The organism is Microbacterium sp. NPDC057741 (genome assembly GCF_042798735.1).
Lineage (GTDB): Bacteria > Actinomycetota > Actinomycetes > Actinomycetales > Microbacteriaceae > Microbacterium.
The window spans coordinates 971,562-994,187 of the sequence record NZ_JBHVJW010000001.1 but is presented as its reverse complement, the minus strand read 5'-3'; the positions used below and the strand labels follow the sequence as shown (position 1 = coordinate 994,187).

21 protein-coding genes are annotated in these 22,626 nt (G+C 68.4%); 16 read left to right on the top strand and 5 right to left on the bottom strand.

Annotated features, from left to right (window positions below; translation table 11 throughout):
- Positions 1–3: 3 nt before the first annotated feature.
- Together prfA and ACFVDO_RS04795 are read left to right on the top strand one after the other, a co-directional pair.
- Positions 4–1,077 carry a peptide chain release factor 1 gene (prfA, locus tag ACFVDO_RS04800; protein ID WP_378859910.1) on the top strand — a complete coding sequence of 358 codons (1,074 nt, stop codon included), beginning with the start codon at positions 4–6 and terminating at the stop codon, positions 1,075–1,077.
- Positions 1,078–1,147: 70 nt separating this feature from the next.
- Positions 1,148–1,498, top strand: a complete 351-nt coding sequence (locus ACFVDO_RS04795) for a YciI family protein (protein ID WP_378859911.1) — start codon at positions 1,148–1,150, stop codon at positions 1,496–1,498.
- A 4-nt stretch (positions 1,499–1,502) separates the two neighbouring features.
- On the opposite strand, the gene ACFVDO_RS04790 is transcribed toward ACFVDO_RS04795, so the two are convergent.
- From ACFVDO_RS04790 to cysK, 4 genes are all read right to left on the bottom strand, one after another.
- Positions 1,503–2,567: a DNA polymerase IV gene (locus ACFVDO_RS04790; protein ID WP_378859913.1), complete on the bottom strand. Its 1,065-nt coding sequence runs from the start codon at positions 2,565–2,567 to the stop codon at positions 1,503–1,505.
- 51 nt (positions 2,568–2,618) lie between these two features.
- A complete protein-coding gene (locus ACFVDO_RS04785; RefSeq protein ID WP_378857896.1) occupies positions 2,619–4,760 on the bottom strand; it encodes a discoidin domain-containing protein in 2,142 nt (713 codons plus the stop codon).
- Positions 4,761–4,827: 67 nt separating this feature from the next.
- Positions 4,828–5,412 carry a serine O-acetyltransferase EpsC gene (gene epsC / locus ACFVDO_RS04780; protein ID WP_378886832.1) on the bottom strand — a complete coding sequence of 195 codons (585 nt, stop codon included), beginning with the start codon at positions 5,410–5,412 and terminating at the stop codon, positions 4,828–4,830.
- Positions 5,412–6,350 carry a cysteine synthase A gene (gene cysK / locus ACFVDO_RS04775; protein ID WP_378857898.1) on the bottom strand — a complete coding sequence of 313 codons (939 nt, stop codon included), beginning with the start codon at positions 6,348–6,350 and terminating at the stop codon, positions 5,412–5,414. The genes epsC and cysK overlap by 1 nt, the downstream gene beginning before the upstream one ends.
- Before the next feature lie 95 nt (positions 6,351–6,445).
- Here cysK and prmC point away from each other — a divergent pair, with 95 nt between their 5' ends.
- The 14 genes from prmC to ACFVDO_RS04705 all read left to right on the top strand — a co-directional run bounded on the left by prmC (position 6,446) and on the right by ACFVDO_RS04705 (position 18,588).
- Positions 6,446–7,303 (top strand): peptide chain release factor N(5)-glutamine methyltransferase, encoded by an 858-nt coding sequence (gene prmC / locus ACFVDO_RS04770; protein WP_378857899.1) that lies wholly within the window; start codon positions 6,446–6,448, stop codon positions 7,301–7,303.
- A 57-nt stretch (positions 7,304–7,360) separates the two neighbouring features.
- Positions 7,361–8,134: an L-threonylcarbamoyladenylate synthase gene (locus ACFVDO_RS04765; protein ID WP_378857900.1), complete on the top strand. Its 774-nt coding sequence runs from the start codon at positions 7,361–7,363 to the stop codon at positions 8,132–8,134.
- Positions 8,131–9,276, top strand: a complete 1,146-nt coding sequence (locus ACFVDO_RS04760; protein ID WP_378857901.1) for an MraY family glycosyltransferase — start codon at positions 8,131–8,133, stop codon at positions 9,274–9,276. The genes ACFVDO_RS04765 and ACFVDO_RS04760 overlap by 4 nt, the downstream gene beginning before the upstream one ends.
- Positions 9,273–9,743, top strand: a complete 471-nt coding sequence (locus ACFVDO_RS04755; protein ID WP_378857902.1) for a hypothetical protein — start codon at positions 9,273–9,275, stop codon at positions 9,741–9,743. Before ACFVDO_RS04760 ends, ACFVDO_RS04755 begins: the two co-directional genes overlap by 4 nt.
- A gap of 108 nt (positions 9,744–9,851) precedes the next feature.
- A complete protein-coding gene (gene atpB, locus ACFVDO_RS04750) occupies positions 9,852–10,694 on the top strand; it encodes a F0F1 ATP synthase subunit A (protein WP_378857903.1) in 843 nt (280 codons plus the stop codon).
- Between the two features lie 45 nt (positions 10,695–10,739).
- Positions 10,740–10,988: an ATP synthase F0 subunit C gene (gene atpE, locus ACFVDO_RS04745; RefSeq protein ID WP_378857904.1), complete on the top strand. Its 249-nt coding sequence runs from the start codon at positions 10,740–10,742 to the stop codon at positions 10,986–10,988.
- Between the two features lie 28 nt (positions 10,989–11,016).
- Positions 11,017–11,562 (top strand): F0F1 ATP synthase subunit B, encoded by a 546-nt coding sequence (locus tag ACFVDO_RS04740; protein ID WP_378857905.1) that lies wholly within the window; start codon positions 11,017–11,019, stop codon positions 11,560–11,562.
- The gene (locus tag ACFVDO_RS04735; RefSeq protein WP_378857906.1) at positions 11,562–12,350 is read left to right on the top strand and encodes a F0F1 ATP synthase subunit delta; all 789 of its coding nucleotides are present in this window, start codon (positions 11,562–11,564) and stop codon (positions 12,348–12,350) included. Before ACFVDO_RS04740 ends, ACFVDO_RS04735 begins: the two co-directional genes overlap by 1 nt.
- Before the next feature lie 50 nt (positions 12,351–12,400).
- Positions 12,401–14,041: a F0F1 ATP synthase subunit alpha gene (atpA, locus tag ACFVDO_RS04730; protein ID WP_378857907.1), complete on the top strand. Its 1,641-nt coding sequence runs from the start codon at positions 12,401–12,403 to the stop codon at positions 14,039–14,041.
- Positions 14,042–14,061: 20 nt separating this feature from the next.
- The gene (locus tag ACFVDO_RS04725) at positions 14,062–14,961 is read left to right on the top strand and encodes a F0F1 ATP synthase subunit gamma (protein ID WP_378857908.1); all 900 of its coding nucleotides are present in this window, start codon (positions 14,062–14,064) and stop codon (positions 14,959–14,961) included.
- Between the two features lie 22 nt (positions 14,962–14,983).
- Positions 14,984–16,435 carry a F0F1 ATP synthase subunit beta gene (gene atpD, locus ACFVDO_RS04720; protein WP_378857909.1) on the top strand — a complete coding sequence of 484 codons (1,452 nt, stop codon included), beginning with the start codon at positions 14,984–14,986 and terminating at the stop codon, positions 16,433–16,435.
- Between the two features lie 2 nt (positions 16,436–16,437).
- Positions 16,438–16,698: a F0F1 ATP synthase subunit epsilon gene (locus ACFVDO_RS04715; RefSeq protein ID WP_378857910.1), complete on the top strand. Its 261-nt coding sequence runs from the start codon at positions 16,438–16,440 to the stop codon at positions 16,696–16,698.
- 85 nt (positions 16,699–16,783) lie between these two features.
- Positions 16,784–17,521, top strand: a complete 738-nt coding sequence (locus ACFVDO_RS04710) for a YaaA family protein (protein WP_378857911.1) — start codon at positions 16,784–16,786, stop codon at positions 17,519–17,521.
- Between the two features lie 131 nt (positions 17,522–17,652).
- Positions 17,653–18,588: a hypothetical protein gene (locus ACFVDO_RS04705; RefSeq protein ID WP_378857912.1), complete on the top strand. Its 936-nt coding sequence runs from the start codon at positions 17,653–17,655 to the stop codon at positions 18,586–18,588.
- Positions 18,589–18,700: 112 nt separating this feature from the next.
- On the opposite strand, the gene ACFVDO_RS04700 is transcribed toward ACFVDO_RS04705, so the two are convergent.
- The gene (locus tag ACFVDO_RS04700; RefSeq protein ID WP_378857913.1) at positions 18,701–22,516 is read right to left on the bottom strand and encodes a S8 family serine peptidase; all 3,816 of its coding nucleotides are present in this window, start codon (positions 22,514–22,516) and stop codon (positions 18,701–18,703) included.
- Positions 22,517–22,626: the final 110 nt, after the last annotated feature.

Below are 22,626 nucleotides of genomic sequence, written 5' to 3'. Positions count from 1 at the left end.
ATCGTGTTCGAGTCCGTCCAAGGCCTCATCGACGAGCATCGCCGGGTGCAGGAGGAGCTCTCCGACCCGGCGGTGCACGCCGACGCCGCGCGTGCCAAGCGTGTGAACCGGCGCTACGCCGAGCTCTCGCGCATCGTCACGGCGTACGACGCCTGGTCGGCGGCATCCGATGATCTGGATGCCGCACGCGAGCTGGCACGCGAGGACAGCGCGTTCGCCGACGAGGTGCCCGCGCTCGAGGAGGGGCTGTCGGCCGCGCAGGAGAAGCTGCGCCGGCTGCTGATCCCACGCGATCCGGACGACGCCCGCGATGTCATCATGGAGATCAAGGCGGGGGAGGGCGGGGCCGAGTCGGCGCTGTTCGCCGCCGACCTGCTGCGGATGTACATCCAGTACGCGGCATCCATGGGGTGGAAGACCGAGCTGCTGGAGCGCAACGAGTCCGACCTCGGCGGCTACAAGGACGTGCAGGTCGCGATCAAGGGATCCTCGACCGATCCTGCTCAGGGCGTCTGGGCGCACCTGAAATACGAGGGCGGCGTGCACCGGGTGCAGCGCGTGCCCGCCACCGAGTCGCAGGGGCGCATCCACACCTCCACCACCGGCGTGCTGGTGTTCCCCGAGGTCGACGAGCCCGAGGAGATCCAGATCGATCAGAACGATCTGAAGATCGACGTGTTCCGCTCGTCCGGCCCCGGCGGCCAGTCCGTGAACACCACCGACTCCGCCGTTCGCATCACCCACGTGCCCACCGGCATCGTGGTGTCGATGCAGAACGAGAAGTCGCAGCTGCAGAACCGCGAGGCCGGCATGCGAGTGCTGCGCGCCCGTCTGCTGGCCAAGCAGCAGGAGGAGCTCGCCGCGGCGGCATCCGATGCGCGGAAGAGCCAGATCCGCGGCATGGACCGATCCGAGCGCATCCGCACGTACAACTTCCCCGAGAACCGGATCGCCGACCACCGCACCGGGTACAAGGCGTACAACCTCGACCAGGTGATGGACGGCGCGCTCGCCCCGGTGATCGCCTCCTGCATCGAGGCGGACGAGGCCGAGCGCCTCGGCGCCGTCGGCTCCTGACGACGGAGGTCGTCTCCTTCGTCGGAGTCAGGGGCTAGGCTCTGCCTGTTCCTCGACTTCAGGAGATGCCATGCCGCAGTTCGCCGTCCTCATCCATGTCTCCGACTCCGCCCACGCTCCCGATGCGACGCCGGAGGAGCTGAAGGAGTGCGATGACGACTACGAGGCGCTCGTCGCCAGCGGCAGGATGAGCCTCGCCTACGCCCTCACACCCAAGGAGTTCGCGAAGACGGTCAGGCGGACGGGCGACGTCGAGGGCGTGCATCGGCCTGACGGTGACATCGTCGCGGGCTTCTACGTGATCGAGGCCGCCGACATCGACGAGGCGGCGCGCCTGGCACGGCACAACCCCGCCGTGCTCGCCGGGGGCGCGGTCGAGATCCGTCCGGTGCACAGCGGCGGCCTGGTCGAGGTCTCCTGAGCGCTCACCATCCGCCGCGCGTCGGCGTGTGCCCGTCCCTCGCATCCTCGGGCATGGCCATCTCGGCACGCATGCCGAGCAGCCGCACCGGCCGCTCGGGGTCGATCCGCTCGATCATCTCGCGCGCCTTCGCCACCACGGCCTCGCGATCGGTGGTCATGGGCACGCGCCTGGTGAACGTCTTCGTCGTGAACGGCGCGTAGCGCACCTTCAGTCCGAGGCCCACGACGGCGCGTCCGTCCTCACGGACATCCGAGAGCACCTGGTCGAGCAGGGCGAGCGCCGCGAGCTCGATCTCGGTGCGGTCAACGAGATCGGTCTGATAGGTCGTCTCCCTGCTGTGCCCGCGGGGCACCCAGGGCGTGTCGTCGACCACGGCCGAGGCGCCGCCACGGCCGAGCTCCCGATACCACAGCCCCATCCGCGGGCCGAATTCCGCCGTGAGGGCGTCTTCCGGCGCGTCGGCGAGTTCGGTGACGGTGCGGATGCCGAGGGACAGCAGGCGCTTCGACACCTTCGAGCCGACGCCCCACAGCTCGATGACCGGGCGGTCGCCCATCACCTCGTCCCAGTTCTCCGTCGTGAGCCGGAACACCCCGCGCGGCTTGCCGAATCCCGTCGCGATCTTGGCGCGCACGAGCGTGTCCCCGATGCCGACGCTGCAGTGCAGCGAGGTCCTCGCGAGCACGGCCTGCTGGATGCCGCGCGCGAAGGCCTCGGGGTCATCCGTGTCGACTCCCACGAACGCCTCGTCCCAGCCGAGCACCTGCACGACGGCGCCCGGCTGCGCGCGCAGCTCGGCCATCACCTCTTCGGACGCGGCGAGGTACGCCGGAGCGTCGACAGGGAGGATCACGGCGTCCGGAACCTTGCGGGCCGCGATGCGCAGCGGCATCCCCGATCCGACGCCGAACGCGCGCGCCTCGTACGACGCGGTGGACACCACCGCGCGCTCGGTCGGATCGCCGCGGCCGCCGACGATCACCGGCAGACCCGCGAGCTCGGGGCGCCGCAGCACCTCGACCGCCGCGATGAACTGGTCGAGGTCGACGTGCAGCACCCAGTGCATGTTCCCGAGAGTACGCGGGGCGGGTGCCGGCCGGCACCCGCCCCGCGGGGTTCAGCCGCCGTAGACGCCGAGCTCCCAGATCGAGTAGCCGTAGTTCGTCGTGCGCTGGGTCATGCTCACGCGGACGTACCTGGCCGCGGTCGGCTCGAAGGACGCGGTGTCCAGGCCCCCGTCGCCCGTGGTCGTGGACCACACGGGCCGCCAGTTCTTCGCGTCATCGGAGACCAGCACCTCGTAGGCCTTCGCGGCCGCCTTCTCCCAGTTGATGGTGACGCGACCCACGGGCACGCTGGCTCCCAGGTCGACGCCGAGCCACTGCGGGTTGCCGTCCCAGTCCTTGCTGGCCCAGCGGGTGGACGTCGAGCCGTCGACAGCCTGGCCCGCCTGGTAGCTGTAGATCGGGTTCCACTCCGAGGTGCTCGCCATCGCCGACTTCCCTGTGGCGAGGTTCTGCCCCGATCTGTAGCCCTTCGTCCTCTCCCAGGTGCGCAGATAGCCCTCGGCACCGCGCATGAGGTCGTCGACGACCGCCTTGCCGCCGGCCAGCCGGATCTGCTCGACATAGTCCGGCAGGAGGCCGTAGTGCGCGAATCCGTCGGTGTTGAGGTCGAACGTGCGCTCGCCGGTCACCTGGCGGTCGAGCTTCACGCCGCCCGCGGCGGAGAAGGGATAGGCGATCTTGGTGGGGGAGGCGTCCGGTCCGGGATGGCTGCCCACGCCGTTGAAGTCGAGACCGAAGCCGTAGCCTCCGCCGGCGGCGCTTCGGGCTGGGGCATCCCGCTTCCACTCCGAGACGAAGCCCTCGGCACCGCCCGGGTAGCCGGTCTTGAAGCCGCCGAGCGCGTACAGGCGCGAGACCATCCGTTCGTCCATCCAGCTGTGGCTGGAGAGGACACCCGGGTACCCTGCGGCCTCCACGATGTCGAGGCTGCGCGACGCGGCCTTGACGCTCATGTGATCCAGTTCGATCATCATGTTCCGCGCCATCATCGCCTTCAGCGCGTACTCACCCAGCGACGTGAGGCCCCTCGTGTTGCAGTTCTTTCCGGCCGTGTATGTGGGAACCTCCACACCTGGCGGAAGATCGTCCTCGAGTTCGGGGACGCTGGCGCCGCCGATCGGATTGTCGTGCATGGCGCCGGTGCACTGCTCGGTCTGCCAGAACGTGCCGGTCGAGTAGAACTGCCCGATGTTGATGACGGTGCCCTGAGTGCCCTCGTCGAAGCGCACGCCGCACAGGGCGTTGTCGAACTTGTGGCACAGGAACATGCTGCTCACACCGAGCGACTGCAGCTCGGCGAGCCCTTTGTCGATGTCGGACCTGCTGCACTGGGCGACGTCGAGGATCATCTTGCAGCCGAACGGCTCGGACGTCTCCACGCCGAGCACCACGGCGAGACGCCCGGACTCGATGACCTGTCGGGCCTGCTCGGGTGAGGTGACGATGCGGAAGAAGCCCTTGCCGGGGCCGCCGTAGATGGTGTCGATGTAGGACTCCATCTCACGCACCTTCTTCGCCTCGAGCCGGATCGCCGTCATCTCGTCGCAGGAGCGGTCCTTCGGCATGATCGGCAGCGAGCAGATGACGCCGTTGGTGACCAGATCGTTCACCAGCACGCGCTGACCACCCCGCCAGGCGCGCTCGATCCACGCGTAGTAGGACTGCTGGTGGCTCATCGAGGCGGTCTGCGGCCAGTCCTTGAACGTGGGCCAGCCGACGGGGTCGTGGTGGTCGATCCCGCTGACGAGGCTCTCGAAGATCGCGAGGCGTCCGTCGGGGTAATGCTCAGGGCAGTCCTTGAGCGCGGCGGCGATGCCATCCGGTGAGAACGGCGCGCCGCAGATCATCCGGCCGCCGAAGCCCTCGTTCGAGTTGAGATGCGTGTGCGCGTCGACCAGCCCGCGCACCTCGCCCTTCACGGTGCCCGTGAACGGCGCACCGGTGACGTTCAGCTCGGCGTCGGGGGAGGGGCGGTCGGGTGCGTCCCACCACGCGCCCTCTGCCGCAGCCTGCGGGACCGATGCCGGCGCGGCGGATGCCGGTGGGGCCGCCGCCGGTGCGGCGACCGCTCCGGTGACGAGGACGGATGCCGCGGCGAGGGCGGCGAGCCATCGTCGGCGGAGCGGTCGGGCGTTGAATCTGGACGGGGAAAAGCGGTGATCCCGCGCGGCGCGCGGCTGGGGAGTCGCCATCTGAGCCTCCTTGCTCGATTGCGACGCATCCTATTGTCTAGGAGTCAATATCGTCCAGAGGCGGGGCTCAGATCAGGTACTCGGGAGCGGAGAGCAGGTGCGCGAGGTTCTCGCCGGGCACGCGGGAACGCACCTTGGCGGGCACTCCGGTGAGCACCGAGTCGGCCGGGGCATCCTTCGTGACCACCGCGTTGGCGCCGATCGCCGTGCCCGCGCCGATCACGATCGGGCCGAGGATCTTCGCGCCGGCACCGACGAGCACACCGTCCTCGAGGGTGGGATGCCGCTTGCCGGCGTCCCTGGTGCGGCCGCCGAGCGTCACTCCGTGGTAGAGCATGACGTCGTCGCCGATCTCGGCGGTCTCGCCGATCACGACCCCCATGCCGTGATCGATGAAGAAGCGTCGACCGATGACCGCTGCGGGATGGATCTCGATCCCCGTGAGCCAGCGGGTGAGCTGGGAGCCGAGTCGTGCTGGGAAGCGCAGACCGCGCTTCCACAGCGCGTGGTTCACCCGATGCGCCCAGATCGCATGCAGGCCGGGGTAGAGCACCGCGATCTCCACCGCGCTGCGCGCGGCGGGATCACGAAGCCGGGCGGCGGCGATGTCCTCGCGCATCCGCCCGGCCCATGTCATGCCAGGGACCGGCATCAGTCCTCGCGCAGGTCCTCGAACAGCGCGGTGGAGATGTAGCGCTCGCCGGTGTCGGGTGCGATCACGACGATGGTCTTGCCCGCGTTCTCGGGACGGGCGGCGACCTTCAGCGCCTGTGCGACCGCGGCGCCGCTGGAGATGCCGACCAGCAGCCCCTCCTTGGCGGCGAGGGCGCGTGCGGTGGCCAGCGACTCGTCGAAGTCTGCGGTGATGATCTCGTCGATGACGTCGCGGTCCAGCACAGCCGGCACGAAGTTCGGGCCGATGCCCTGGATCTTGGCGGGACCGACACGACCCTCGGAGAGCAGCGGGGAGTCCTTCGGCTCGACGGCGATGACCTGCACGTCGGGCTTCGCAGCCTTCAGGCCCTTGCCCGCACCGGTGACGGTGCCGCCGGTGCCGACGCCCGCGATGAAGATGTCGACGGACCCGTCGGTGTCGCGCAGGATCTCCTGAGCGGTGGTGTCGAAGTGGATCTTCGGGTTCGCGGCGTTCTCGAACTGGCGGGCCCAGACGGCGCCCGGCGTCTTCTCGATGATCTCCTGGAGGGCCTCGATCGCGCCGCTCATGCCCTTGGTCGGGTCGCTCAGCACGAGCTCGGCGCCGTAGGCCTTCAGCAGAACGCGGCGCTCCTTCGACATCGACGCCGGCATGGTGAGGATCACGCGGTAGCCGCGCGCAGCGCCGACCATGGCGAGGGCGATGCCGGTGTTGCCGCTGGTGGCCTCGACGATCGTGCCGCCGGGCTTCAGCTCACCGGATGCCTCCGCTGCGTCGATGATCGCGATGCCGATGCGGTCCTTCACGCTGGATCCCGGGTTGAACGACTCCAGCTTGACCAGGACGGTCGCGCCCAGGCCCTCGGTGAGCCGGTTCAGGCGCACGAGCGGAGTGTTGCCGAACGTGGAGGTGATCTCGGAATGGATACCGGACATGGGTCGACCTTTCGATGCAAGGAGCGAGAGCGGCACCAGCCTACTTCTCGGCCTCCGAACGATGACGGAATGTGTCTCCTCCTAGAATTGGACGCATGCCAGACACCCTCTCCGCGCTGCTGCGCGCCGTCGCCCAGCAGCTCGCGGAGGCCGGTGTCCCCGACCCTCAGGTCGACGCCGAGCTGCTGGTGGGGCATGTGCTCGGGCTGTCGCGCGGGGGAGTGCAGGCCGCCGCGCTGCGTGGCGACTCGATCTCCGAGCAGGATGCCGTGGAGCTGGAGGCGCTCACCGAGCGCCGTGCCGCGAGAGAGCCGCTGCAGCATCTCACCGGCACAGCCCCCTTCCGTCAACTCGAACTCGCCGTCGGGCCCGGGGTGTTCGTGCCCCGCCCCGAGACGGAACTCGTCGTGCAGTTCGCGATCGACGCGCTCGTCAGCGTGCCGGATCCGGAGCCGATCGGCATCGATCTCGGCACCGGCAGCGGCGCCATCGCGATGGCTATGGCCACAGAGGTTCCGCAGGCCAGGATCTTCGCGGTCGAGCTCTCGGACGCCGCGTTCGGGTGGGCGGCGCGGAACACCGCGGATGCCGAGAATCTGACTCTCGTGCAGGGCGATCTCGCCACGGCCTTCGACGAGCTGCGCGGCGCCGTCTCCGTCGTGATCTCCAATCCGCCGTACGTGCCGGACGACGCGATCCCGCGCGACCCGGAGGTGCGCCTGTTCGATCCGGCGAAGGCGCTCTACGGCGGACCGGACGGTCTCGACGTGGTGCGGGTGATCAGCCGCCGCGCGCTCGAACTGCTCCACCCGGGCGGGCTCCTGGTGCTCGAGCACGGCGAGTTGCAGGGCGATGCCATCCGCGGCATCCTGACCGCCGACGGATGGCGTGCGGCGGCGACGCATCCGGATCTCACCCGACGCGACCGTGCGACCACGGCGCTGAAGCCGTGACCGGCTCACATCCGAGGGATAAGCGGCGCGTCACCGCCCGCGTAGACTGAGGCCGCCATGTCTACCGTCTTCGATTGCAGCGATGAGGCCGAGCTCCTCGCCGGTATGCGCCATGCCCGTCAGGCCATCGCCAGGGGCGAGCTCGTCGTCCTCCCCACCGACACCGTCTACGGCGTCGCCGCCGATGCGTTCTCGCCGGCGGCCGTGCGCCGCCTCCTCGAGGCCAAGGGGCGAGGCCGCGACATGCCGCCGCCCGTGCTCGTCTCCGGGCAGGCCGCTCTCGCGGCGCTGGTCGAGAGCATCCCCGGACCGGTGCAGCAGCTGGTCGACGAGTTCTGGCCAGGCGGCCTGACGATCATCCTGCCGTCGCAGCCGTCGCTGGCGTGGGATCTCGGCGACACGCTCGGCACCGTCGCGGTGCGGATGCCGGATCGCCGGATCGCCCTGGAACTGCTCGAGGAGACCGGACCGCTCGCCGTCTCGAGCGCGAACCTCACCGGCAAGGACGTGGCGATCTCGGCGGCCGACGCCGAGGAGATGCTCGGCGACAGCGTGTCGGTCTATCTCGACGGCGGGCTCAGTGCGGACGGCATCGCTTCCACGATCATCGACTGCACGTCGTTGGCCGATCCGTCCGCCGAGAACCCGCGTGTTCGGGTCCTGCGCGACGGCGCGATCAGCAGGGAGCGGCTGGCCGCCGTGCTCGGCGACCTGCTCGAGCCCGAGATGTCGCCGGCCGACACCGTTGCGGAACAGGAGCCCGTGAAGGACGGAGGAGCGCCGGAGGAGGGCGTCGACGACGGAACGACCGCTCCGGACGGCGCCGCGTGAAGCAGTACCTGTTCACGGTCATCCTGACGGCGGCGATCACGTTCGCGCTGTCCTGGGCCGTCTGGAAGCTGAGCCTGAAGTACAAGCTCTATCCCGGCATCCGTGAACGGGACGTGCACACCACACCCACGCCGCGACTGGGCGGCGTGGCCATCTTCTTCGGCATCGTGGCGGCCATCGCCGCCTCGGCGGCGAACCCGTTCTTCGACATCATGTGGGTGCCTCCGAGCACGATGTGGTCCGTGTTGGGCGCCACCGCGCTGATCGCGGTCGTGGGCGTGCTCGACGACCTGTGGGACCTGGACTGGTTCATCAAGCTGGGCGTGCAGTTCCTCGCCGCCGGCATCATCACCGTGGGCGGGGGACTGCAGATCCTCTCGCTCCCCTTCGACGAGATGATCCTCGTCTCCAGCTGGGTCAGCATCGGGGTGACGATGCTCGCGCTGGTCGTGGTGATGAACGCGGTGAACTTCATCGACGGCCTCGACGGTCTCGTGGCAGGCGTCTGCCTGATCGCCAACGGTGTGTTCTTCATCTACGCGTACACCCTCACCCGTGATTCCGGCGCGTCGAGCTACTTCAACCTCGCGACGTTCCTGGCCGCCGTGCTCATCGGCGCCTGTCTCGGATTCCTGCCGCTGAACTGGAGTCCGGCGAAGCTGTTCATGGGAGACTCCGGCGCGCTGGTGATCGGGCTGCTGATGGCCACCTCGGCGGTTGCGCTCACCGGGCAGATGCCCCCCACAGCCTTCGACCCGGAGCAGTTCGGCCGCTCGCAGCTGCTCGGTGCGTTCATCCCGATCCTGCTGCCGCTCGTGATCGTCATCCTGCCGCTGCTGGACTTCGGTCTCGCCGTCTTCCGGCGCATGCGCGCGGGGAAGTCGCCGTTCTCGCCCGATCGCCTGCACCTGCACCACCGGATGCTCGATCTCGGTCATCGCGACCGCGACGCCGTGCTGATCTTCTACGCCTGGACCGCCGTGATCTCGATCGCGGTGCTTCTGATGTACATCGCCACCCGTGAGGACTGGCCGGGCGGCTATCTCGTCGGCGTCGTCTTCGGTGCCGTCGGCGTCATCGCCTGCCTGGTGGTCACCTTCTACCCGTCCCATCCGAAGCACCCCACACCGGAGAAGTCATGAACACCCCCGCCAGGCCGACCAGCACGCCGCTGCTGCGCCGCACCCTGATCCTCAGCGCCATCGCCACCGGAGTCCTCGCCGTTCTCGGCGCCCTGATCGGATGGGCCGTCGCAGGGCAGGAGGGGCTGATCAGCGCGCTCGTGGGCGTGCTGCTGTCCGCGGTGTTCCTCGCCATCACAGCGATCAGCATCCTGATCGCGAACCGCTGGTACGGCGACGATCTCTACGTGCCGATCTTCTTCGGTGCGGTGCTCGGCGGCTGGCTGCTCAAGTTCGTGATCTTCCTGGTGGTGCTCGCCCTGCTGCGCGGCCAGCCGTGGATCCAGCCGCAGGTGCTCTTCTTCGCGATCGTCGCGGGCATCGTCGTCACGCTCATCATCGATGTCATCGTGATGAGCCGCTCCAGGATGCCGAACGTCAGCGACGTCACACTGCCGGAATCAACTGAAGATCAATCGGATTCGTGAGCTGGCGCACAAGTTTGCTAGGCTGTAGAAGTCCCCGCTGAGAGATCGCTGAGTAGCCTTGTGCCCCGGTGAGATCGCGGGTGACGACCATCCGTCCCCTTCGCGCCGATGCCCATTGGTGCAGACGAAGCTGGAGCCGCAACGTTGACTCAAGCCGTGACTCTGATCGCAGCAGCCGCTGAGGATCCGACGTTCCATCCTCCGTCGATCTGGGAGTTCTTCCCCCCGGTTCTGCTGTTCGAAGGCACGCCGTTCGCGATCACGCGGATCAACCTCGCGCAGATCCTCGCCACGGTCGTCCTCGTGGTGCTGTTCCTCATCGGAACGCGTCGTCTGAAGATGATCCCCGGTCGCTTCCAGAGCATCATCGAGATGGGTTTCGGGTTCGTGCGGAACAACATCGCGCACGACCTGCTCGGCCGCAAGGACGGGGACCGTTTCCTCCCGATCCTGATGACGATGTTCTTCATGATCCTGTTCATGAACATCACGGGCATCATCCCCGGCATCAATATCGCCGGCACGAGCGTCATCGCGGTGCCGCTGCTGCTGGCGATCGTCTCCTACGTGACGTTCATCTACGCGGGTGTGAAGAAGAGCCCCAAGGGGTTCGTCAAGGCCTCGCTGTTCCCGTCGGGCATCCCGGTCGCGCTGCAGTGGTTCGTCGCCATCCTCGAGTTCCTGTCGACGTTCATCATCCGTCCCGTGACGCTGACGCTGCGACTGCTGATGAACATGATCGTCGGGCATCTCATGCTGGTGCTGCTGTTCTCCGCCACGTCGTTCTTCATGTTCGGCATGGGCGGCCTCTGGTCGGCGCTCGGCGTCGCCACCGGCGCGTTCGGCCTCGCCTTCACTCTGTTCGAGATCCTGGTGGCTGTCCTCCAGGCCTACATCTTCGCCGTCCTGACCGCGGTCTACATCCAGCTCGCGGTCGCTGAAGAGCACTAAAGGGGACAGGCTTCCGCCTGCCCACCAACCGAAAGGAAAACCCCCGTGGACGCAACTACGGTTCTCGCTGCTGTCACCGTCGATGTGAGCGGCTCGCTCGCCGCAGTCGGTTACGGCCTCGCCGCCATCGGCCCGGCCATCGGCGTCGGCATCGTCGTCGGCAAGACGATCGAGGGCGTCGCCCGTCAGCCCGAGCTGGCCGGTCGCCTGCAGGTCCTGATGTGGATCGGTATCGCCTTCACCGAGGCGCTCGCCTTCGTCGGTATCGCCGCCGGCTTCATCTTCGGCTTCTGATCCGCCACCTCACACGTAAGGAGACAGGATGCTGAGCACTCTTGTCACTGCCGCGGAGGAGGCTCCGAGCCCGCTGCTGCCGGCGCCCTATGACCTCTTCTGGTCCGCGGTCTGCTTCGTCATCATCCTGGTGGTGTTCTGGAAGGTCGCCATCCCGAAGCTGACGAAGATGCTCGACGAGCGCTCCGAAGCGATCGAGGGCAACATCGCCAAGGCCGACGAGGCGCAGAAGCAGGCAGAGGCCGCGCTGGAGGAGTACACCCGCCAGCTCGCCGAGGCTCGCGCCGAGGCCGGCACGATCCGCGACGCCGCCCGCGAGGACGGCAAGAAGATCGTCGCCGAGGCCAAGGACTCCGCGACTGCGGAGGCTGCGCGCATCACCGCTGCCGCGCACTCGCAGATCGAGGCCGAGCGCCAGTCGGCGTTCGTCTCGCTGCGCAGCGAGGTCGGCACTCTCGCGATCGATCTCGCCGGTGGCGTGGTCGGCGAGTCGCTGTCCGACGACAAGCGAGCAGCCGCGGTGGTCGACCGCTTCCTGGCCGACCTCGAGGCCTCTGAGACGGCGGCCAAGTAATGGGCAGCGCGACCACTCAGGCGCTCGAGACCACCGCCAACGCTCTGGCCTCGATGAAGGGGATCACGGTAGACGTCGCCGGCGAACTGTTCGCCGTCGCGCGCCTGATCGATGAGTCCGTTCAGCTGAGCGGCGCGCTCGCCGACCCGTCGGTGCCCGCAGAGGCCCGCGCGAAGGTGGCAACGGACGTCTTCGCGCAGGCTTCTGAGCCGACGCGTGAAGTGCTCCGTGTCGCCGTGTCGCAGCGCTGGTCCTCGGCCGCCGACCTGGTGGACGGCATCGAGGAGCTCGCGGTTCGCGCCGCGGCTATCGGTGAGCCGAACGCAGACCTCTCCGGAGAGCTGTTCGCGGTGACGCGAGTCATCGCCGACAACCCCGAGCTCGAGCTGGCCCTGGGCAGTCGCCTGGGTGACAGCACGGCGAAGGCCGGTCTGGTCAAGCGGGTGCTCGGCGGCGGCACCAGTGCGGCGACCGAGCTGATCGTCTCGTCGCTGGTGCGTCAGCCTCGGGAGCGTCGCGTGCGCCAGCTGCTGAGTCGTGCCATGAGCATCGTCGCCGCCCAGCGCGGCGCGGTGGTTGCCACGGTCCAGACGGCTTCGCCGCTCTCGGCGGATCAGCACACGCGCCTCAGCCAGGCGCTGACCCGGCGGTACGGCTCGAACGTGTCGCTGAACGTGGTCGTCGACCCCACCGTGGTGGGAGGCCTGCGCGTGCAGGTCGCCGACGACGTGATCGACGGCAGCATCTCCGCGCGGCTCGCCGACCTCCGACAGAAGCTCGCGGGCTGACTCAAGACTTTGCGCGGGCTGACCGCGCCACCAGATACAAAGGGAAGACAATGGCAGAACTATCGATCAGCCCCGACGTCATCCGTGACGCGCTGAAGGACTTCGCCGCCGCATACGAGCCCACTTCGGCCGCTGCGACCGAGGTCGGCACGGTCATCGACGCCGCCGACGGCATCGCGCACGTCGAGGGACTGCCCGGTGTGATGGCGAACGAGCTCGTGACCTTCGCGGACGGCACCAAGGGCCTCGCACTGAACCTGGACGAGCACGAGATCGGTGTGGTCGTCCTCGGCGACTTCACCGGCATCGAGGCCGGCCAGGAGGTCACCCGCACCGGCGAGGTCCTCTCGGTCCCGGTCGGCGACGGCTACCTCGGCCGCGTGGTCGACCCGCTCGGCAACCCGATCGACGGACTCGGCGAGATCGCCACCGAGGGCGTCCGCGCGCTCGAGCTGCAGGCGCCCGGCGTCATGCAGCGCAAGAGCGTGCATGAGCCCCTGCAGACCGGTGTCAAGGCCATCGACGCCATGATCCCCGTCGGCCGCGGTCAGCGCCAGCTGATCATCGGCGACCGCCAGACCGGCAAGACCGCTCTCGCGATCGACACGATCATCAACCAGAAGGCCAACTGGGAGTCCGGCGACACGAACAAGCAGGTCCGCTGCATCTACGTCGCGATCGGCCAGAAGGGCTCGACCATCGCCTCCGTCAAGGGCGCGCTGGAAGAGGCCGGCGCCCTGGAGTACACGACGATCGTCGCCGCCCCGGCATCCGACCCGGCCGGCTTCAAGTACCTGGCCCCTTACACCGGCTCGGCCATCGGCCAGCACTGGATGTACGGCGGCAAGCACGTCCTGATCATCTTCGACGACCTGTCGAAGCAGGCCGAGGCCTACCGCGCCGTGTCGCTGCTGCTCCGCCGCCCGCCGGGCCGCGAGGCATACCCCGGCGACGTCTTCTACCTGCACTCGCGTCTGCTCGAGCGCTGCGCGAAGCTGTCCGACGAGCTCGGCGCCGGTTCGATGACGGGTCTGCCGATCATCGAGACCAAGGCGAACGACGTCTCGGCGTACATCCCGACCAACGTGATCTCGATCACCGACGGCCAGATCTTCCTTCAGTCCGACCTGTTCAACGCCAACCAGCGCCCCGCTGTCGACGTGGGTATCTCGGTCTCGCGAGTCGGCGGTGACGCTCAGGTCAAGTCGATCAAGAAGGTCTCCGGAACGCTGAAGCTCGAGCTCGCGCAGTACCGCTCGCTCGAGGCCTTCGCGATGTTCGCCTCCGACCTCGACGCGGCCTCGCGTCGTCAGCTGGCCCGCGGCGCGCGCCTGACCGAGCTGCTCAAGCAGCCGCAGTACTCGCCGTACCCGGTGGAGGAGCAGGTCGTCTCGATCTGGGCCGGCACCAACGGCAAGCTCGACACCATCGACGTGCCCGACGTGCTGCGCTTCGAGCGCGAGCTGCTCGACTACCTGCGTCGCAACACGAAGGTTCTCGACACGCTGCGTGAGACCAACGTCCTCGACGACGCCACCGTCGCCGAGCTCGAGAAGCAGACTGACGCCTTCATCCTGGAGTTCGCCGGCGGCAAGGGCCAGGCCCTGGGCACACCCGGCAACGAGCAGGTCTCGGCCGAGGACGCCGCTGAGGTCGACCAGGAGAAGATCGTCAAGGGTCGCCGCGCGTAACGCGCGGGGGATACGCATTCATGGGCGCTCAACTCCGGGTCTACAAGCAGAAGATCTCTTCTGCTCAGACGACCAAGAAGATCACGAAGGCGATGGAACTCATCGCGGCTTCGCGCATCCAGAAGGCGATGGCACGCGTCAAGGCGTCCTCTCCCTTCGCGCAGGCCGTGACGAGGGCCGTGTCCGCCGTCGCGACGCACTCCAGCGTCGACCACCCGCTCACCCGTGAGTCCGAGACGATCCGCCGCTCCGCGGTCGTGATCTTCTCGAGCGACCGCGGGCTTGCGGGTGCGTTCAACTCGCAGGTGATCCGCGAAGCCCTCGAGCAGGGCGAGCAGATCCGGTCCAAGGGCAGCGAGCCGGTCTACTACCTGGTCGGCCGCAAGGCCGTCGGCTACTTCCAGTTCCGCGGCATCACCGCGGCCGCGGAGTGGACGGGTGACACCGACACGCCCTCGTTCAAGACCGCCGAGGAGATCGCGCACGTCCTGCAGGAGGCGTTCCTGCGCGGCGGTGCCGACAACGGCGTTGACGAGATCGTCCTGGTGTTCAACCGCTTCGTCAGCATGATGACGCAGGAGCCGACGGCGCGCCGCCTGCTTCCGCTCGAGATCTCCGAGGCCGACGCCTCGGAGGCGGGCAGCACCGTCTACCCGCTGTACGAGTTCGAGCCGGATGCCGCGACCGTGCTGGACGCGATCCTGCCGGTGTACATCCAGAGCCGTGTCTTCAACGCGCTTCTGCAGTCCTCGGCCGCCAAGCAGGCCGCGACGCAGAAGGCGATGAAGTCGGCCAGCGACAACGCCGACAAGCTCATCACCGACTACACCCGCCTGCGCAACAACGCGCGTCAGGCGGAGATCACGCAGCAGATCGCCGAGATCGTCGGCGGCGCCGACGCCCTGGCGTCGAGCAAGTAAGCCTCAAGAGAGAGACGAAGATATGACCCCCACCGCAACGGCTGAAGCCGCGACCGCGGTCGTCGGGCGCGTCGCACGCGTCACGGGCCCGGTCGTCGACATCGAGTTCCCGCACGACTCGATCCCCGACATCTACAACGCCCTCAAGACCACGATCACGATCGGCGACGAGTCCACCGAGATCACGCTCGAGGTCGCTCAGCACCTCGGCGACGACCTCGTGCGCGCCATCTCGCTGAAGCCCACCGACGGCATGATCCGCGGCCAGGAGGTGCGCGACACCGGCGAGGCCATCTCGGTCCCGGTCGGCGACGTCACCAAGGGCAAGGTTTTCAACGTCATCGGCGAGGTCCTGAACGCGGAGCCGGGCGAGCAGGTGGAGATCACCGAGCGCTGGCCGATCCACCGCAAGGCGCCGAACTTCGACCAGCTCGAGTCGAAGACCACCATGTTCGAGACCGGCATCAAGTCGATCGACCTCCTCACCCCGTACGTGCAGGGTGGAAAGATCGGCCTGTTCGGCGGTGCGGGCGTCGGCAAGACCGTCCTCATCCAGGAGATGATCCAGCGTGTCGCGCAGGATCACGGTGGTGTGTCCGTGTTCGCCGGTGTCGGCGAGCGCACGCGTGAGGGCAACGACCTCATCGCCGAGATGGAAGAGGCGGGTGTCTTCGACAAGACCGCCCTCGTGTTCGGCCAGATGGACGAGCCGCCGGGGACGCGCCTGCGCGTCGCCCTCTCGGCGCTGACGATGGCGGAGTACTTCCGCGACGTGCAGAAGCAGGACGTGCTGCTCTTCATCGACAACATCTTCCGCTTCACGCAGGCGGGCTCCGAGGTGTCGACGCTGCTCGGCCGCATGCCCTCCGCCGTGGGCTACCAGCCGAACCTCGCCGACGAGATGGGTGTGCTCCAGGAGCGCATCACCTCGACCCGTGGTCACTCGATCACCTCGCTGCAGGCGATCTACGTGCCGGCCGACGACTACACCGACCCGGCTCCGGCGACCACGTTCGCGCACCTCGACGCCACCACCGAGCTCTCCCGCGAGATCGCCTCGAAGGGTCTGTACCCGGCGATCGACCCGCTGACCTCGACCTCGCGCATCATGGACCCCCGCTACCTGGGCGAGGACCACTACCGCGTGGCCACCACGGTCAAGCAGATCCTGCAGAAGAACAAGGAGCTGCAGGAGATCATCGCGATCCTCGGTGTCGACGAGCTCTCCGAAGAGGACAAGATCATCGTCGCCCGCGCGCGCCGGATCCAGCAGTTCCTCTCGCAGAACACCTACATGGCGAAGAAGTTCACCGGTGTCGAGGGTTCGACGGTGCCGCTGAAGGAGACCATCGAGTCGTTCGACGCGATCGCCCGCGGTGACTTCGACCACGTCGCCGAGCAGGCCTTCTTCAACGTCGGTGGAATCTCCGACGTCGAAGAGCAGTGGGCGAAGATCCAGAAGGAGAACGCCTGATCATGGCTCTGAAGGTCAATCTCGTCTCCGCCGAGGCGGAGATCTGGTCGGGCGAGGCCAGCCTCGTCGTCGCCAAGACCGTCGAGGGCGAGATGGGCATCATGAGCGGTCACGAGCCGGTGCTCGCGATCCTCGCCAAGGGCGAGGTCCGCATCACCGAGCTCGACGGCACCAAGGTGCTGGCCAACGCGCAGGACGGATTCCTGTCGATGGAGGGCGATGAGCTCACCATCGTGGCCGGAAACGCCGCGCTGATCGCCTGACATCCGTATTCACGTCTCCGCCCCGGTTCCCGCTCAGGGTCCCGGGGCGGAGTCGTCTGCAGACCATTCCGGGAAGGGGCCGTCCATGCGGATCCTGCTGCCGCCGTCCGAGACGAAGCGATCGGGCGGAACGGGGGCGCCGCTCGATCTCGACGCCCTCGCGCTGCCCTCGCTCGCCCCGACACGTCACCAGACCGTCGATGCGCTGATCGCGCTGTCAGCGGATGCCGCGCATTCGCAGCGCGTGCTCAAGCTGAGCGATCGCCAGGCCGGTGACGTCGAGCACAACCGCGTCCTGCGCACGGCCGCGACCATGCCGGCGATCGACCGGTACACGGGTGTGCTCTACGACGCACTCGATGCCGGTTCGCTGGACGGGTACGGGCGGCGCTGGCTCGGAGCGCACGTGCTCGTGCATTCGGCGCCGTTCGGTCCGGTGGGCGCTCTCGACCCCATCCCGTCCTACCGTCTTGCTGCAGGAACTGCGCTCCCCGGCATCCCCCCGATGCGTCGGCACTGGGCCGACGCGACGAGCGCGGCCCTCTCGGAGGAGCGGTTCGTGCTCGACCTGCGAAGCGAGGCCTATGTCGCACTCGGCCCGGTGCCCGCATCCGTGAGTTCGGCGTACGTGCGGGTGGTGACTCCGACCGGACGTGCGCTGAACCACTTCAACAAGAAGTCCAAGGGGGAGCTGGTGCGCCTGCTCGCGCTGTCGCGTCCGCGCGTGGGCAGCGTGGGAGCACTGCTGCGCTGGGCCGAAGAGAAGGGTGTGGTGCTCCGGCGCACCGATCCCAGTGTGCTGGAGCTCGTCGTCGACGAGTGACCCGCAGCGGTAACCCGCCGCGACGGTCGTTGCCGTGGCCGGAGTCACGCCGATAGCATGACCTGTGCGAAGCCCAGGTTTCGCCGTGGGGGGCGAGATCCGCCTCCCGAGACCAGAGAAATGTGAGTCTCATGGGTTACTCCGACTACGGAGCAGGCTACGCAGCCATTCTGGCTGTGTACTTCTTCGTCATCTTCCTCATCTCCATCGCCGGGTACATCCTCACGTCGCTCTTCCTCATGAAGATCTTCGAGAAGGCCGGTGTCGAGGGCAAGTGGCGCGCGTGGATCCCGGTCTACAACGCAATGATCTTCCTGAAGCTCGGCGACATGAGCCCGTGGCTCGTCCTCTACGGCATCGGCGCGTCCATCCTGCTGGGATGGATCCCGGTCATCGGGCAGATCGTGCTGCTGGCGGTCGCGGCACTGATGGTCATCGCGTCGTGGCGTGTCGGCCTGAAGCTGCAGAAGGAGGGCGTCTGGGTGATCCTGTACATCTTCCTCTCGATCGTGTGGCTCGGCATCAACGCCTTCGACAAGTCTCGTTGGAACGTCGCGATCGCACCGGCTCCGTGGGCAGGGAACGCGTTCTTCGGCGACCGCACCGTGTGGCAGGGTGTTCCCGTGCAGCCGGTGAACGCCGCTCCCGCGTACGGCGCTCCGCAGGGCTTCCCGACTCCCCAGGGCTACGCACCGCCGGCACCGCAGGGCTACGCTCCGCCGGCCCCGGGTGCTCCGGCTCCTGGTGCTCCGGTACCGCCTCAGGGTTTCGCTCCGCCGGCGGCACCGGCTCCGGGCGTTCCGGTTCCGCCGGTCTTCAGCACGCCCGACACGCCGGCTGCCCCGCAGACCCCGCCCGCTCCGCCCGCGCCCCCGGCACCTCCGGTTCCGCCGGTCCCGCCGGTCCCGCCGACGGATGCCGCTCCCGCAACGGACGCCGCACCTGAGGCTGCGCCGCAGGCCGACGCTCCGGCGATCGACTTCGGCACTCCCGCAGCCGAGCCGCAGACGGATGCTCCGGCTGCGCCTCCCGCGGCCGAGGGCGACGAGAACCAGCCTCCGGCCTGAGTCCGGAACTCGAAGGGCTCCCGATCTGATGATCGGGAGCCCTTCTCCTTGCCCGGGAGGGAGAAGAGGTCCGAGCCGCGTCAGCGGTCCGGACCTCTTCGTCGTGAACAGATCAGCGCACGTCGTACGCGCGGGTGATCGTCTGCAGCACCTTCGCGCCGTGGGAGTCGGTGAGCTCCACGCGCAGCGACACCTGCTTGCCGGCGTCACCGGTGTGGTCCACCACGAGGTCGGCGCCGTTCGAGGTGAGCTTCGTCGTGCCCGGGGCCCAGGTGGTGCCGCCGTCCACCGACGTCCACACCTTCGCCGCCGTCACGGCGCCGGCGTCGTAGCCGGGGTTGGCCTGCAGCCGGGCCGGAACGGTGACCGAGCCCGCGGCGACGGTCTTCACGCCGTCCTCGGGCAGATCGAGGCGGGGGAACAGCAGCGCCAGCGGCTGGCTGAACACGTCCGGCTTCTCCTCGGAGCTGAAGGTCCAGGTGGTGTCGATCAGCGTCGACCGCTTCCAGACCTTCGCCGGAGCACCGATCTTCTCAGTGGTGAGCGTGAGCTCGTAGGTACCCTTCTCGGACGGGACCTCGAAGACGCCGAACGGGTCCGCCCTGGTGCCGATCGCCTCGCCGTTGCGCTTCAGCGACATCTTGCCGAGGTCGCCGAAGCCGCCCTGGTCGGCCCAATGGCCGGCGCTGTCGGCCCACACCGTGGGCGCAAGGCCGATGAGGTTGCCCTGGCGCTCCGCGATCAGCTGCTGCTTCCCGTTGCCGTCCTCGCGGATGCCGGGAGCGACCGTGCCGCCGTACCAGGAGTCCGTCAGGTGGTCGCCTGCCGAGAAGGTGCGCCACTGGTCGTTCATCGCTTCGCCGAAGGGCAGGCTCGAGTACATCGAGCGGTACCACTTCGTCGTATCTGCGCTGAAGTAGTTCGTCCGCTCCGAAGGTGCGGCGACCGGCTCGAAGCCTCCGATGGCGAACGCCATGGAACTCGGACGCTGCACCGAGGTCGACAGCACGAAGTCGGACGCTGCTCCGTCCATGCTCGTATAGCGGTCGTCGATGCGGCCGAGCGAGGCATCCGACACCCGGTGCTTCTGCGCGGTGACCAGCTGCCCGTCGGAGAAGAAGCCGAGCGTGTAGGAGTACGGCGTCTGAGCTTCGGCGGACCAGGCGGCCGCGACCGGACCAGCGGCCGTCGCGGCGGAGAGCACGGTGCCCTCCGAGGCAGGCAGGGTGTAGGTCGGAAGCGGCAGAGCATTGAAGCCGTTCGTGGCCATCCAGGCACCGGGGTCCTCGCGCCACAGCAGCAGCGCCTTCGCACCGGCGGCCGCTGCCCGGGTCTGCACACTGTAGTCGCTGGTGCCGACCGGGATGCGTGCCAGCACGAGCTTCCCGGACACTGCGGCGGCCTGGAACTCAGCCGCTGATCCGTCGCCGACGTTCACGATGTCGGCGGATCCGTCGCCGTCCAGGTTGCCGATTCCGGATCGCGGCGAGAGCGGGTGCAGGGACATACCCGTCGAGGTCGTCATGGACGACACCAGCGGGGCGATCCGGCTCTCCCAGTTGCCGAACTCGAACGTGCCGTCGCCCTTTGCGACCTTGCCGTCGATCTGCGCGTAGTACTCCTTGGTGCCGGCGGAGCCCGACATCGATCCGGCGTGCACGAATGCGTCCTGCCAGATGCGCTCGAAGGTGAGCGTCGTGGAGCGAAGCTCGGACGGCTTCTCGGTGGTCGTGGTGAGCGGGTTCGCCCGCCTTGCGTCCAGGACGATCGTGGTGTCCTTGTCGATCACGACCTCCGGCTGTGCCAGATAGGCGAGCGACTGCGGCACGGCCCTGCTGTTCGCTGCGGTTCCGGCGGTGGGGGTCACGCCGAACGAGGTGAGGAAGTACTTGCCGGGGCGGACCTTGTAGGTCTGCTCCTGGCCGCCGACGTACCGGCGCTCCCCGATGGATGTGTCGGTGCTGACGAGATCGACCGATGACGCGCCGGAGGCGATGTCGCCGTTGCGGTCGATCACCTTCACCTTGACCGAGACCTCGGGCGCCTCGGCGTAGAGGCCGAACGCCGTGGAGACCCGCTGCGCGCCCGCGGTGGCGATGATGCGCGCGGTGATGTCACCGAGGGCGCTGTCCGGGATCCTCGCCCCGAGCTGCACGGTCACGGGAACCTCGACCGAGCCGTTCGCAGGCACGGTCACGCGCTGCGGCAGCTTGAGCAGCGGCGTGTTCACCGGTTTGCCGTCGTTGCCGGTCACCTTCTCGACGCTCAGTCGCAGGTCGACCGACTTCGCGCTCGCGTTGGTGTACGTCAGGCTCTTCGACTGGTACTCCTTCGTCTGCGGGAAGTCGAACGAGCCGCCGAACACCGAGGACTGCGCGGTGACGGTCTGAGTCAGCATGCGGGCCACGTCGAGACTTCCGGCGCCGACCTCCTGGGCGCTGCCGGCGATCTCGGAGTTCGCCGACGAGGTCAGCAGCTGCTTGAGCTCCTCACCGGTGAGCTTCGGGTTCTTCTGCTTGGCGATCGCCGCCGCGCCGGAGACGTGCGGGGTCGCCATCGATGTGCCGGACATCGTCTGGTAGGCGGCGAGACCGCGACCTCCTGCGGCGGCGGCGAGGATGCCGACGCCGGGTGCGGCGATCTCCGGCTTGACGGCGTGCGTGCCGCCGACGGCGCCACGGCTGGAGAACTGCGCCGTGGCGTTCTTGGAGTCCACAGCGCCCACCGTGAGCGCCGAGGCGGCGCATCCGGGGCTGGAGACGGTGTTCTGGCGCGGACCGATGTTGCCGGCCGCGACGACGAACAGGCTGTCGCTGGAGGCGGAGAGCCGGTCGAGAGCCTGAGCGATCGGATCGTCGCAGGTGGTCGCGGGAAGCTGGCTGCCGAGGCTCATCGAGATCACGTCGGCGTCGCTGTCGACGGCCCACTGCATGCCGGCGATGATGTCGGAGTCGTAGCCGAAGCCGTCGTCGCCGAGAACCTTGCCGATGAGCAGCGATGCCCCGGGCGCGACGCCGCGCTCCTTGCCGTCGCTGGCGGCGCCTGTGCCGGCGACCGTGGATGCGACGTGGGTGCCATGACCGATCAGGTCATCCGTGCCGTACCTCGAGTTCGTGAAGTCCTTGGAAGACGCGATCCGTCCCGCGAAGTCGGGGTGCTCGGCGTCGATGCCGGTGTCGAGCACGGCGACCTTGCTCCCGGTGCCGTCCAGGCCGGCGTCCCAGGCCGCAGGAGCGCCGATCTGTGCGTTCGAATCCGCCATCGTCGGGACGACGGGACGGTCCAGCCAGACCTTCGTCAGCCCCTTGCCGGCGGCCGAAGCAGGATCGGTGAGCTGATCCCAGGTGGCCTGGACCTTGTCCTTGGCGACCACGTACGCGACCGCGTTCACCGACGCGAGCGGAGTGACCTCGCTCGCCCCGGTCGGCGTCGGCGCGGGGGCGGCATCCGTGACCCTCCTGGCGTCGGCGTCGTACTGGGCGATCAGCCGGACCGACTTCGCGTGCGCGTCGTCGAGGCCCGCCTTCACGAGCGCGGCGACATCGAACAGCTCCCTGTCGACACGACCGGATGCGAGCGCCGCACTCGCCCCCGCGGGGAACACGTAGAGGCTGTCGCCGTCACGGTGCGTCTCGTACAGCGGCACACTGCCGTCCTCGCGGGGAAGCAGCTGCGCAGTGGGTTGCCCGTCAGCGGTGCGGGTGACGCGCACGCGGTCGCCCGAGATGAGGGTCACCGTCGCCGCCGAGCTCTGCCCGGTCGCGCCGGCCAGCGGCTTCGCGGTCGATGAGGAGGTCGTGCTGGTCGCGGCCGTCGCGATCGTGGGGACGGCCACGCCGATGCCGCTGATGCCGAGGGCGATGCCGCCGACCGTGGCGACCACCGCCCGCGCACGTCGTCGTGCGTGGCGTTCTTTTCGGGGATCCATGGGGGAGTCCTTCCGTGTGTTGGGGTGTGCGCCAACGTTCGCACGAGAGGCGGACTAACGTGGTGGCGGGGACGTGCCATGTCCGTCATCCGCCACCGATCGCCCGCCCG